Below are 11,969 nucleotides of genomic sequence, written 5' to 3'. Positions count from 1 at the left end.
GACAAGACTGCGGACCTCCATCGGCATGTACTCGGCGGACCGGTCGGGCTACTTTTACCGATATGACCCGGACGCTGCTGTTGTTGCGACATTCGAAGTCGAGCTACCCCAGTGGAGTGGCCGACCATGACCGTCCACTCGCCGAGCGCGGTATCCGCGAGGCGCCACTGGCGGGCAACTGGATCCGTGAGCACGCCCCGACGGTGGATGCCGTGCTGTGTTCGACAGCAACACGAACCAGACAGACGCTGGATCGCGCAGGCATCGAAGCCCCGGTCGACTATGTCGACACGATCTACGACGCCGCACCCGGCACCCTGCTTGGCGTGATCAACGGTGTCGACCCCGGCGTGTCCACACTCCTGGTCATCGCGCACGAGCCAGGGGTGTCAGCCCTGGCGCTCGGGCTCGCCGGACCGGGCAGCGATGCGGAAGCCGTCGGCGAGGTCGCCTCGAAGTACCCCACGTCGGCGATCACGATGTTGACGACCAACGGACCGTGGAGTCATCTGAGCTTGCGCGGCGCGGCGCTGATCGCGTTCCATATTCCTCGGTAACGCGACGAACCTCGGTAGCTGCCTCAGTTGTTGGTGTTGAGCGTCAGTTCCATCAACTTGATCGCCTGACCGCACGCGTCGATACCGGGTGCCTGCGGGTTGACCCACCAGCCGACCACGCCCGCGGCATCGCTGGCGACACCGCACGCGCCGTTGGCGTCGTTGGGTTTCATGACGATTGACGGCACGCCGGCGATCGACCTGTTCTCGACCTGATACTTCAGGTGCGCGGCGACCTCGCGCTCGTTGTCGAGGCTGCCCTGTTCGAACCAGAAGCGCGTGATGTCGACCAGGCCCGCCGGGTTCATCGCCTGCCACCGGCAGATCGCGCCCACGAAGGTGCTCTGGATGTCGAGCGGATCGGCACCGACTGTCTCGGCGAGGATGTCCTGGGTCAGGACGTCGCACTCCTTGAGCAGGTTGGGGTACTTCTTCTCCGAGTCGTTGTTGCGCGGGTTGTCACCCGAGCCCGCGATGACCGCGGTGCCCTCGACGGCGCGGGTGCAACCCTGCAGCCCGAGCAGCACGGTCACCGCCGCGAACACGGCGAAGACTCCGGCGCCGACTTTGCGGCTGGCCCGGCGACTGCCGCCCGCGGGCCTCACTTCGCGTTCACAATCGACTGGCGCGTGAGTTCCTTGGCGACCTCACACGCGTCCGGGAAGGGTTTCTGAGCGAAGCTGACCGACCACTCAATGAAGTCGTCATCGAACTGGATGCCGATCTCACAGAGGCTGACACCCAGTGTCGGGTCGTCATTGAGTGCGATGAAGCCGTCGTGTCCTTCGATGTTGATGTCCTCGACGCTGGTGCGGGAGAGTTCCTCGGTCTTGCGCTCGCGGCCGATCGGGCTGCCCCGGAACCACGAGAACGAGAAGTGCGGCCCCAGCACGCCGCCACCGGCGAGCCACTGGCAACCTGCCGATGTGCGTGCGGTGTTGACGAGACCTGGGATCTCCGTCAGCTGACCGATGACCTGGTCGCTGATGCCGCCACACTCGGGGAACAGCGGCCCGTGCTTGATGTTGGCGGCGGGCGCCGGCGTCGAGGGCACTTCGGGTCCACTAGACCCGTCCGAACTCGAGCAGGCGGCGAATATCGGCATCACAGCCGCGAGCGCTGCGGCCAGCACCTTCGTACTTCGCCCGCCACGAGACCCGGCCCGGCGGTCGGCGCGTCGTCCAGTCACGCACGCAACTGTAGCGGCAGCCGAGAATCACGCTTGACGACATGCCGATTGACCTGGCGTTTTCGGCTGTCTCACAAGCGCTGCGTCGGTCCTGATCCAGCGCGGGAAGGTATGCGACAGTTACGGGATGCTCTGGGCCCTGGTGCGGCAGTTCGTCGCGCCGTACCGCGGTCTGCTCGCTGTCGTGGCGGTGCTGCAGATGGTGAGCGCTCTGGCATCGCTCTATCTGCCGACCATCAACGCCGCGATAATCGACGACGGGGTCGCCAAGGGTGACACCGCGCTCATCGTCGAACTCGGCGGCGTCATGCTCGGGGTCACCGCGCTGCAGGTGCTGTGTGCGGTCGGCGCGGTGTACTACGGATCGCGCGCGGGTATGGGATTCGGCCGCGACCTGCGCGGCGCGATGTTCCACCACGTGACGGGACTGTCGGCCGAGGAGGCCGGCCGGTTCGGCACCGCGTCACTGCTCACCCGCACCACCAACGACGTCCAGCAGATCCAGGTACTGGTGCAGATGACGTGCACCATGGTGATCACCGCGCCCATCACCAGCATCGGCGGTATCGCCATGGCGATTCACCAGGACGCCGGCCTGTCATGGCTGCTGCTGGTGAGCGTCCCTGTGCTGACGCTGTCCAACTACTGGATCGTGTCGCGGCTGCTGCCGCTGTTCCGGCAGATGCAGCGGCTGATCGACGGCATCAACCGCGTTCTCCGCGACCAACTCTCCGGCATCCGGGTGATCCGCGCCTTCGGCCGCGAACCCGTCGAACAGGCCCGGTTCGGGCACGCCAACCAGGCACTGTCGGACACGGCCCTGACGGTGGGCCGCTGGCAGGCGCTGATGATCCCGATCACCACCCTGGTGATCAACGTGTCGAGCGTGGCGTTGATCTGGTTCGGCGGCATGCGCATCGACGCCGGGCAGATGCAGGTCGGCTCGCTGATCGCCTTCCTGTCGTACTTCATGCAGATCCTGATGGCGGTCCTGCTGGTGACCGTCGTCCTGGCGATCCTGCCCCGCGCTGCGGTGTGCGCCGAACGGATCTCAGAGGTGTTGTCGACCACGACGGGCGTCACCAGCCCCGCCGATCCCCGACGCCCGTCGACGCTGCGGGGCGAACTCACCCTGACCGACGCGACCTTCCGCTTTCCCGGGGCTGATCGTCCGGTGCTGCAAGGTGTCTCGTTCACGGTCCAGCCGGGTACAACGACCGCGGTGGTGGGGTCGACGGGCTCGGGAAAGTCGACGCTGGTGTCGCTGCTGTGCCGACTGTTCGACGTGACGGGCGGATCGGTGACGGTCGACGGCGTCGATGTTCGGGACTACGACACCGAGGTGCTGTGGTCGGCGGTCGGGCTGGTGCCGCAGCGGGGCTACCTGTTCTCCGGCACGGTGGCCGACAACCTGCGATTCGGCAAGTCCGACGCGACCGACGACGAGATGTGGGAGGCGCTGCGGGTGGCCTCGGCCGCCGACTTCGTCGCCGCCCACCCCGAGGGCCTGGCGATGCCGGTCGCCCAGGGTGGCATCAACTTCTCGGGCGGGCAGCGGCAGCGGCTCGCGATCGCTCGCGCGGTGATCCGTCGACCCGCCATCTATCTGTTCGACGACGCGTTCTCCGCGCTCGACGTCCACACCGACGCCCGCGTCAGGGAGGCGCTGGGCGAGGTGTCGGCGGGAGCCACCGTCGTCGTGGTGTCCCAGCGCATCTCGACGGTCGCCACGGCCGATCAGATCATCGTCCTCGATGACGGCGCCGTCGTGGGTGTGGGCACCCATGCGTCGCTGTTGCTCGACTGCCCCATCTACGCCGAGTTCGCCGACTCCCAGGCCATCGCGGTGGGGGACGCGCGATGACCCGCCCGATGCGCTCGGTGCTGACGACACCGAACGAACCCACCCGAGACTTCCGGGGAACGGCCATCCGCCTGGTCAAGAGGCTCACGCCGCAACGCGGTCTGACCCTGACGGTGCTGTCGCTCGGCGTGGTCGGGGTCGCGATCGGCGTCATCGGCCCGCGCATCCTCGGACATGCCACCGACCTGCTGTTCAACGGTGTCATCGGTCGTCAACTGCCGGCAGGCATCACCAAGGAACAGTCCATCGAGGCCGCCAGGGCGCGCGGCGACACGACGTTCGCCGATCTGCTCTCGGGCATGAACGTCGTTCCCGGCCGCGGGGTGGACTTCGACGCGGTGGGGCGCACGCTGCTGCTCGCGCTCGGCCTGTACCTCGTCGCCGCGCTGCTGGTCTGGATTCAAGCGCGGCTGCTCAACGTGGCGGTGCAGCGCACCATGGTTTCGCTGCGCGCCGACGTCGAGGCCAAGGTGCACCGACTTCCGCTGTCCTACTTCGACACCCGGCAGCGTGGCGAGGTCCTGAGCCGGGTGACCAATGACGTCGACAACGTCCAGTCATCACTGTCGATGACGATCAGCCAGCTGCTGACGTCGATTCTGACGATCGTCGCGGTGCTGGTGATGATGCTGACGATCTCACCGCTGCTCACGCTCATCACGGTGGTGGTGGTGCCGCTGTCACTGTTCGCCACACGCGTCATCGCGCGGCGCTCGCAGCGGCTTTTCGTGGCGCAGTGGCGCAACACCGGCAGGCTCAACGCGCACATCGAGGAGACCTACAGCGGTTTCACCGTCGTCAAGACGTTCGGCCACCGGGCACTGGCCGAGGAGAGGTTCCGCGACCTCAACGACGATGTCTATGAGGCCGGCTTCGGCGCGCAGTTCCTGTCGGGACTGGTCGCGCCGGTGACGGGCTTCATCGGCAACATCAGCTATGTGGCGGTGGCGGTGGTCGGCGGCCTGCAGGTGGCGACGGGCCAGATCACGCTCGGCAGTATCCAGGCCTTCATCCAGTACGTCCGGCAGTTCAACCAGCCGCTGACTCAGGTGGCGTCGATGTACAACACGATGCAGTCCGGAATCGCCAGCGCGGAGCGGGTATTCGACCTGCTCGACGCCGACGAGGAGACACCCGACCCCACCGGGCCGACGGGCGGCAATCGCGGCGCCGGGCGCGTGGAGTTCGACCACATCGAGTTCGCCTACCGACCGGGCACTCCCGTGATCTCGGACCTGTCGCTGGTCGCCGAACCGGGCAGCACCGTCGCGATCGTGGGCCCCACCGGGGCGGGCAAGACTACGCTGGTGAACCTCCTGATGCGGTTCTACGAGGTCGACTCCGGGCGGATCCTGCTCGACGGTGTCGACATCGCGTCGCTCAGCCGACGAGACCTGCGGTCCCGGATCGGGATGGTGCTACAGGACACCTGGCTGTTCGGCGGCACGATCTACGACAACATCGCCTACGGCAAGCCCGACTGCACGCCCGACGAGGTGGTTGCCGCGGCGCGGGCCGCGCACGTCGACAGGTTCGTCCACACGCTGCCCGACGGCTATGACACCGTCGTCAACGACGACGGCGCCAACATCAGTGCAGGCGAGAAGCAGCTGATCACGATCGCGCGGGCCGTCCTCGCCCAGCCGGACCTGCTGATCCTCGACGAGGCGACCAGTTCGGTGGACACCCGCACCGAGCTGCTCATTCAGCAGGCGATGGCCGAGTTGCGCCGCGACCGAACGAGTTTCATCATCGCGCACCGGCTCTCGACGATCCGGGACGCCGACCAGATCCTGGTGATGGAGGCAGGCCAGATCGTCGAGCGGGGCACGCACGCGGAACTGCTGGAACGCCACGGCGAATACTGGGCCATGACCCGGGCCTGACGCCTGACGGCGCCACCCCGTGCGACTTCGGCGCGTCAACCGTCGCTGAGCGAACGAAAACGCGCCGAAATCCCAGGAAGTGAGCGGTGTGCTCAATGCCAATCGACGGATCCGCCGGGCGCAGTGCGGGCACTATGGCGATATGAGCACCACCGTGCACACGTTCTGCAGGTACTGCCTCGCGGCGTGCGGCATCGAGGTGACGGTGGAGGGCAACCACATCACCAAGATCGCGGCGGACAAACAGAACCCGCACAGCTGGCACGACTTCTGCGCCAAGGGGCGCACCGCCAATCAGCTCGTCGAACACCCTCGCCGGATCCTCAATCCCATGCGTCGTGTCGGTGACACCTACGTCGAGGCCACCTGGGACGAAGCGATCTCCGACATCGCCACCCGGATGAATACCCTGATCGACGCCGACGGCCCTGACGCGATCGGCGTCTACTACGGCAATCCGTCGGGTTTCTCGTCATCGAACATCGTGTTCATGAACGGCTGGCTGGACGCCGTCGGGACCCACAGCCGCTACTTCGTGGGGTCGGTCGACCAGAACGCCATGCACGTGGTGTCGGAGGCGATGTACGGCTCCCAGCTGATGTCACCGGTATCCGACATCGACGACTGCGACTACTTCCTGCTGGTGGGGACCAACCCCGCGGTCAGCGCGTGGAACTGGCTCGAGACGGTGCCCGGCGGATGGCGTCGCGCCCTGGAGCGCCAGAAGGGTGGCGCCACCATCGTGGTCGTCGACCCCGTGGCCACCGAGTCCGCGGAGAGGGCTGACATACACCTGGCGGTGCGCCCCGGCCAGGATTGGGCGCTGCTGCTCGCGATGGTCAAGGTGATCCTCGACGAGGGCCTCGAACACGCGCAGGACTGCCGCGACCTGGCCACTGGCGTCCCGGAGCTGCGCGCGCTGGTCGGCGAGGCGGATCTCGACGACTTGGCGGCCCGGTGCGAGGTGCCGCGCGCGCAGATCGAGCGGATCGCGCGCGACTTCGCGGCCGCACCCGGCGCGATGGTGGTGACGCGGACCGGGGTCTCCCTGCACCAGGCGGGCACCATCGGCGAGTGGCTGGGGCACGTGCTCAATGTCATCACCGGCCGGATGGACCGGCCCGGTGGTCGGCGCTTCGAACAGGGCTATGTCGACGCCCTGCGCATGTTCGACCTCGCCAAGCAGGGCAGCCATCGCAGTCGCCTGCGGGACCGCCCGATGGTCGCGGGCGCCCACGCACTGTGCGAACTGCCCGATGAGATCACCACCCCGGGTCCCGGCCAGATCAAGGCGATGGTGATAAACAGCGGCAACCCCGTGATCTCGGGACCCGACGGCGCCAAACTCGATGCGGCCCTCGCCGAGTTGGAGCTCCTGGTCGTCGTCGACTTCGTCCAACGCGAGAGCCACCGGCACGCACACTGGCTGCTGCCCGCGGTGCACTGGCTGGAGCGCAACGATCTACCCGCGTTCACCAGCAGCATGCACGACGAGCCCTTCGTCCAGTACGGCGTCAAGGCTGTCGAACCGCCGCCTGGTGCCCGCGAGGAGTGGCGGATCTGGGTCGACCTCGCGATCGCGATGCGCAGACCACTGTTTCACGCGAGGGGGCTGAACGGCTTCATCACGGCCACGCGCCGGCTGGCGTCGGTGACGCGTCGGGAGAGCCTGGCCTTCACGCCGCACTGGATCGACAGGCTGCTGATCGCGACGTCGCGAAAGATCAACGGCCGCAGGCTCAAGTGGCGTGACGTTATCGACAATCCGCACGGCCTGGTGCTGGGCCCCAGGGAGTACGGGCACTTCAGGGAGTCACTTCGTACCGACGACAAGCGCGTGCACGCCGCGCCGCCGGAGTTCCTGGCGCGGACGCGGGAACTACTCACCTCGACCACTCCCGTTGCGCCGGAGGGCTATCCATTCCAACTGGGCAACCGCCGCCACCGGCACTCGATGAACTCGTGGCTCAACGAGTTGCCGGGTCTGCACCCGGCGGGCAAGCACAACGACGTGCTGGTCAACCCCTCGGACGCGGCATCACTCGGCATCGCCGACGGTGACCGGGTTCGGGTGTTCTCGGCCGTGGGCTCGATCGAACTCGACGCGTCGCTGTCGCCGCGGCTGCGCCGGGGACTTGTGGTGATCGACCACGGTTGGGGCTCAAGAATATTCGATCCCCGCGGCGGCTCGGCGCCAGAGTCCTTCGGCGTCAACCGCAACCTGCTGGTCGACGGTGATTCCATCGATCCGCTGTCGCAGACCTCGACGTTGAGTGAGTCCTACGTCGGACTGGCACGGGTCTAGACGTTCGGCCCCTCGGCACGTAGATCATCGACCGCAGTCATCGCCTCGCGCAGCTTGCCGAGCCACTCATCGGCATGCTCGCCGACGAGCCGCACCGACCACACCAGCGCGTCGGAACGCGACCGCGCCACGCCCGCGTCGACCAGGGTGTCGAGCACCTGACGCTCCGGCTGTTTGAGCCGGGTCATCACGGGAACCGCGATGTGTGTGAACAGGATTCGCTCCGGGGTGTCATCCGGACCGACCTCTACACCCCAGGCGACCTTTCGGCCGTACCGGGCCTCGGCCTCATCGGCGATCCGCATGCGCTCCGAGCGGGTCTCCTCGCGGAACCTTGCGGCCCGCCCGGAGGCCCGGGCCGGTGTCTCCTCGCCATCGGGTTCGGCGAGGCGACCGATGACGGTGATCTCCTCACGGTCGACGACGACCGTGGGATCCCCGTCGAACCATGCTTCTGGGAGACGCCCCGCGATCCAGTCTCCTGCGTCCCCCGCGTCGGGTTGTTCTGCCTGCTGCCAGCCTCCGGACCCGCTCGGGCGGCGGCGTCCGCTGTGATGATGTTGTCTCATGATTACATCATTACACCGTTACAGACCGCAGAGGGCGCACTTCTCCCAGGGCGAACGCAGCGGTCAGGTCAGCGCCGCTTCATGCCCGCGTAGAGCAGGCCGGCGCCGCCCAGAACGAGCGCGACTAGGAGCAGACCCGCCCACGCCGCACTGCCGGTGAGCAGCCAGACCACGCCAACCACCAGCAGCGCCGGCGTGGTGAGGAACAACACCATGCCCGGGTGCTGCTTGATGACCGCGAGTGCACTCTGGGCGCGCACCGGGTCGATTTCATTTCCCATCACGCAAGGATGCCAGGTCAAGAGCCCTTGCCATACTGTCTTACGACGTGTTCGACACTGGCGATCAATCCGAGGAGCGAACAATGACTGGACCAGGAACTGGCAGCTGGCAGCCCGACCCTGAGGGCCGGTTCGACTACCGGTGGTGGGACGGCAGGCAGTGGAGCGATCAGGTCTCCCAGCAGGGTCAGGTCGGTACCGCACCGATGGGCGCCGCACCCCAGGCCGCCCAGGGCGGCCAGCCCGCTGCGCAGCACGCGGAGCCCGCCCTACAACACGTCGCGCAGCATGCGGCGCAGCAGACGGACTACGCCGCACAGCAGGGCGGCCAGCAGTACTCGGCACCGCAGGCCGCTGCCGTCGGTGGAGCTGATGGCTTCGCGGGGATCACCGGCGATCTGGTCGACGGTCGCTTCAGTGAGAAGGAATCCAAGCCGATCGCGAACCAGAACTCGAGGATGCTGCGGGTACGGCTCGGCGAGCCGTTCATGGCGCGGCAGGGGTCGATGGTCGCCTATCAGGGCAATGTCGACTTCGCGTTCGAGGGCGGTGGCGCGGGCAAGTTCCTCAAGAAGGCCTTCACCGGCGAGGGTCTGCCGCTGATGCGGTGCCAGGGTCAGGGCGACGTGTTCCTGGCCGAGCAGGCCCACGACGTGCACCTGTTGAACCTCAACAACTCCGGCCTGTCGATCAGCGGTAAGAACGTGCTCGCCTTCTCGTCGAGCCTCGACTGGAACATCGAGCGGGTCAAGGGCGGCAGCATTGCGACCGGCGGCCTGTTCAACACGACGCTACGAGGCACCGGCTGGGTGGCGTTGACCACCGACGGCCCGCCCGTCGTGCTCAATGCCGCCGAGGCGCCGACATTCGCCGACACCAACGCCGTCGTCGCATGGTCAGCGAATCTGCAGACCCAGCTGAAGACGAGCTTCAAGGCAGGCGCCCTGATCGGCCGCGGTTCCGGCGAGGCACTCCAAGTGGCCTTCCACGGGCAGGGTTTCGTGATCGTGCAGCCCTCGGAGGGCCTCCAGATTCCGGCGCAGTAACCGATGCCGGGTCCCGTATGGGGTACAGAGGTCCGCGCGGGTGCGTTCGGCGGCCACGATGGCCTGGTCTACGACCAGGGTCCGTCGACCTTTGCCGACCTGTTGTCGGCGACGGCCGTGTGGACCGATCGCACATTTCTGGTGCACGGTGAGCGACGGATCTCCTTCCGCGCCTTTCGCAATGCCGTCGAGGCGGCCCGCCCGACGCTGACGTCGCTGGGCGTCGGGGCTGGTGACCGCGTCATGATCTTCGGCTACAACAGCCCGGAGTGGATCGTCGCGCTGTGGGCCACGTGGCGCTGCGGTGCCGTACCGGTGTTGGCCAACAGATGGTGGAGCGCCACCGAGATCGACCATGCCGTCGACCTTCTGGCGCCGCGCCATGTGCTGGCCGATACCGCGATGGCGGTCAACGCACCGTGCAGTCCGCTGGCCGATCTGCGCGCAGCGTTCGACGCCCCGGCGGGCGAGACCGTGCCCGCACCCGACACCGACGGCGATGACCCCGCCCTTGTCCTCTTCACATCGGGCAGCTCTGGGATGCCGAAAGCCGTTGAGTTATCCCGCCGTTCGGTGATCGGAAACCAGCACAACATCCTCGCCCGCAATCGGCGGTTCCCGCATCTGCTCGACGCCGAGTCGCCGCAGGCGGTCAGCCTGGCCACCACACCGATGTTTCACGTCGGCGGCCTGTCGAGCCTGCTGACGCACTTCCTCACCGGCGGCAAGATCGTCATGACCGAGGGCCGCTTCGACGCCGGCCAGATCCTGCGCCTCATCGAGCGCGAGCGCATTCAGATCTGGGGCGCGGTACCCACCATGGCCAGCCGGCTTCTCGCACACCCCGACTTCGAGTCCCACGACTTGAGCAGCCTGAAGTCCTGGCCGTTGGGTGGCGCACCTGTCACCACCGACCTGCTCGACCGCATCCGCACCAAACTGCCCAACCTCCGCCAGCGTGGACTGAGCAACACCTGGGGCATGACCGAGGCTGGGGGGTTTCTCACCGCGGGCGATGCGCGTGACCTCGCCGCGTACCCGGGCACCGTCGGCCGCCCCTACCCCGTCGTCGAACTCCGCATCGCCGACCCCAACTCCGAGGGCGTGGGCGAGGTACTGGCCCGCTCGCCCACCGTGATGAACGGCTACGTGGGTGTCCGGGTCGGGATGCCCGACGATGACACGGTCGATGCCGACGGATGGCTGCACACCGGCGATCTCGGGCACCTCAACGAGGACGGCTACCTCTTCATCGATGGCCGGAGCAAGGACGTCGTCATACGCGGTGGCGAGAACATCGCCTGCCCGCACGTCGAGGCCGCGATCGCCACGCATCCGGCCGTCGTCGAGGTCGCGGCGCTAGGAATCTCGCACCCCGACCTCGGTGAGGAACTCGTGGCGGTGGTCGTGCACCGTATCGATGCCGATCCTCCGACTGCCGATGAGCTGCAGCGTCATGCGGCGGGCACGCTGTCGTACTTCGCGGTCCCGACCCGGTGGGAGATCCGCACCGCGCCGCTGCCCACCCTGGCTGGAGAGAAGGTCGACAAGAAGACGCTGGCTCGCGAGTTCGGCGCTAAGACCACTCCTTGAGCACGCGTTGCTTGTTCGCGTTGTTCATCGCTGCGCGCCGCAGACGCTTCAACTCCAGGTAGAACGCGTTGGCCTTGTTGGTCTCCTGGCCGTTGAGCGGCAGGTCGAGGGCGGCAATCAACTTCTCCTCGAGGAACCACGGCTCGGGGTGAACCACCCACGACACCAGGACGTTCTCGGCCATCCACTGGGTCAGGACGGCTTCTCCGCCGGCGAATGTGCGCCTGTCGCCATTGCCGATCCGACGCAGCTTGAAACCGAGTTCATCGGACAACAGGATGCCCAGCGTCTTGCGCAGCGTCGACCCCTCGGCGTCGGCGTTTGCCGCGCCGAAGTGGTACTTCACGCGCTTGCGCAGATCCTGCGTGCTCGGCGGCTTCCCGCTCACCGGGGGGCGGGTTGGACTGATACCGACGTAGAGCAACGTCAGCCCGTCGCGCTGCTCGCACCCCGACACGTCGATGTCCGCGGGCACTGTGCGAAACCACCAGCCATTGGCGCCGGGCGCGTCGGGCACCGGGCACGGATCGCTGAACACTTCCTCCCGTGTGTGCGGCCGGGCGGCAAGAAAGTCCGCGGGGCTGTTGGCGCTTCGCCCTTTAGGCATGCGCCCTCCGATCGTGTTCGTGGTGAATCCTGAACACCCAGCTTAGAGCGGCCTCACCCGAGAACTCCGAGC

At 67.2% G+C, this 11,969-nt stretch carries 11 protein-coding genes; 6 read left to right on the top strand and 5 right to left on the bottom strand.

The genetic code is table 11. From position 1 onward, the window contains the following. Positions 1-62 precede the first annotated feature (62 nt). Positions 63-557: a SixA phosphatase family protein gene (locus tag ACZY0X_RS11495; RefSeq protein ID WP_463770381.1), complete on the top strand. Its 495-nt coding sequence runs from the start codon at positions 63-65 to the stop codon at positions 555-557. A gap of 23 nt (positions 558-580) precedes the next feature. On the opposite strand, the gene ACZY0X_RS11490 is transcribed toward ACZY0X_RS11495, so the two are convergent. Further along, on the bottom strand, positions 581-1,102 hold the full coding sequence (locus ACZY0X_RS11490; RefSeq protein ID WP_463770644.1) for a DUF3558 domain-containing protein: 522 nt from the start codon (positions 1,100-1,102) through the stop codon (positions 581-583). A 56-nt stretch (positions 1,103-1,158) separates the two neighbouring features. After that, entirely contained in the window at positions 1,159-1,662 is a 504-nt protein-coding gene (locus ACZY0X_RS11485; protein WP_463770642.1) for a DUF3558 domain-containing protein, read from the bottom strand. 211 nt (positions 1,663-1,873) lie between these two features. Here ACZY0X_RS11485 and ACZY0X_RS11480 point away from each other — a divergent pair, with 211 nt between their 5' ends. The 3 genes from ACZY0X_RS11480 (at position 1,874) to ACZY0X_RS11470 (ending at position 7,801) form a co-directional block, all read left to right on the top strand. Further along, the gene (locus tag ACZY0X_RS11480) at positions 1,874-3,610 is read left to right on the top strand and encodes an ABC transporter ATP-binding protein (protein WP_463770379.1); all 1,737 of its coding nucleotides are present in this window, start codon (positions 1,874-1,876) and stop codon (positions 3,608-3,610) included. Further along, a complete protein-coding gene (locus tag ACZY0X_RS11475) occupies positions 3,607-5,496 on the top strand; it encodes an ABC transporter ATP-binding protein (RefSeq protein WP_463770377.1) in 1,890 nt (629 codons plus the stop codon). The genes ACZY0X_RS11480 and ACZY0X_RS11475 overlap by 4 nt, the downstream gene beginning before the upstream one ends. A gap of 142 nt (positions 5,497-5,638) precedes the next feature. Beyond that, positions 5,639-7,801, top strand: coding sequence for a molybdopterin-containing oxidoreductase family protein (locus tag ACZY0X_RS11470; RefSeq protein ID WP_463770376.1), 2,163 nt, complete (start codon positions 5,639-5,641; stop codon positions 7,799-7,801). On the opposite strand, the gene ACZY0X_RS11465 is transcribed toward ACZY0X_RS11470, so the two are convergent. Both ACZY0X_RS11465 and ACZY0X_RS11460 read right to left on the bottom strand, forming a co-directional pair. Next, the gene (locus ACZY0X_RS11465) at positions 7,798-8,370 is read right to left on the bottom strand and encodes a hypothetical protein (protein WP_463770374.1); all 573 of its coding nucleotides are present in this window, start codon (positions 8,368-8,370) and stop codon (positions 7,798-7,800) included. The genes ACZY0X_RS11470 and ACZY0X_RS11465 overlap by 4 nt on opposite strands. A 68-nt stretch (positions 8,371-8,438) precedes the next feature. Beyond that, positions 8,439-8,651 (bottom strand): hypothetical protein, encoded by a 213-nt coding sequence (locus ACZY0X_RS11460; protein WP_241403903.1) that lies wholly within the window; start codon positions 8,649-8,651, stop codon positions 8,439-8,441. 83 nt (positions 8,652-8,734) lie between these two features. On the opposite strand from ACZY0X_RS11460, the gene ACZY0X_RS11455 reads away from it, so the two are divergent. Continuing rightward, entirely contained in the window at positions 8,735-9,697 is a 963-nt protein-coding gene (locus ACZY0X_RS11455) for an AIM24 family protein (protein WP_463770371.1), read from the top strand. Between the two features lie 3 nt (positions 9,698-9,700). After that, complete coding sequence (locus ACZY0X_RS11450; RefSeq protein WP_463770369.1) at positions 9,701-11,290, top strand: class I adenylate-forming enzyme family protein; 1,590 nt, start codon at positions 9,701-9,703, stop codon at positions 11,288-11,290. On the opposite strand, the gene ACZY0X_RS11445 is transcribed toward ACZY0X_RS11450, so the two are convergent. Beyond that, positions 11,274-11,897 carry a GIY-YIG nuclease family protein gene (locus ACZY0X_RS11445; protein ID WP_463770367.1) on the bottom strand — a complete coding sequence of 208 codons (624 nt, stop codon included), beginning with the start codon at positions 11,895-11,897 and terminating at the stop codon, positions 11,274-11,276. The two genes, ACZY0X_RS11450 and ACZY0X_RS11445, sit on opposite strands and share 17 nt — an antisense overlap. Positions 11,898-11,969: the final 72 nt, after the last annotated feature.

It is taken from the genome of Mycobacterium sp. IDUB_39 (genome assembly GCF_055419205.1).
The sequence above is the reverse complement of the archived record's forward strand: the minus strand, read 5'-3'. Positions and strand labels throughout refer to the sequence as shown.

Bases quoted from the DNA above. Each gene is read 5' to 3' on its own strand.
- ACZY0X_RS11465 (WP_463770374.1), bottom strand. From the start codon at position 8,370: ATGAGACAACATCATCACAGCGGACGCCGCCGCCCGAGCGGGTCCGGA.
- ACZY0X_RS11480 (WP_463770379.1), top strand. From the start codon at position 1,874: ATGCTCTGGGCCCTGGTGCGGCAGTTCGTCGCGCCGTACCGCGGTCTG.
- ACZY0X_RS11475 (WP_463770377.1), top strand. From the start codon at position 3,607: ATGACCCGCCCGATGCGCTCGGTGCTGACGACACCGAACGAACCCACC.
- ACZY0X_RS11445 (WP_463770367.1), bottom strand. From the start codon at position 11,897: ATGCCTAAAGGGCGAAGCGCCAACAGCCCCGCGGACTTTCTTGCCGCC.
- ACZY0X_RS11495 (WP_463770381.1), top strand. From the start codon at position 63: ATGACCCGGACGCTGCTGTTGTTGCGACATTCGAAGTCGAGCTACCCC.
- ACZY0X_RS11455 (WP_463770371.1), top strand. From the start codon at position 8,735: ATGACTGGACCAGGAACTGGCAGCTGGCAGCCCGACCCTGAGGGCCGG.
- ACZY0X_RS11485 (WP_463770642.1), bottom strand. From the start codon at position 1,662: ATGCCGATATTCGCCGCCTGCTCGAGTTCGGACGGGTCTAGTGGACCC.
- ACZY0X_RS11450 (WP_463770369.1), top strand. From the start codon at position 9,701: ATGCCGGGTCCCGTATGGGGTACAGAGGTCCGCGCGGGTGCGTTCGGC.
- ACZY0X_RS11460 (WP_241403903.1), bottom strand. From the start codon at position 8,651: ATGGGAAATGAAATCGACCCGGTGCGCGCCCAGAGTGCACTCGCGGTC.
- ACZY0X_RS11470 (WP_463770376.1), top strand. From the start codon at position 5,639: ATGAGCACCACCGTGCACACGTTCTGCAGGTACTGCCTCGCGGCGTGC.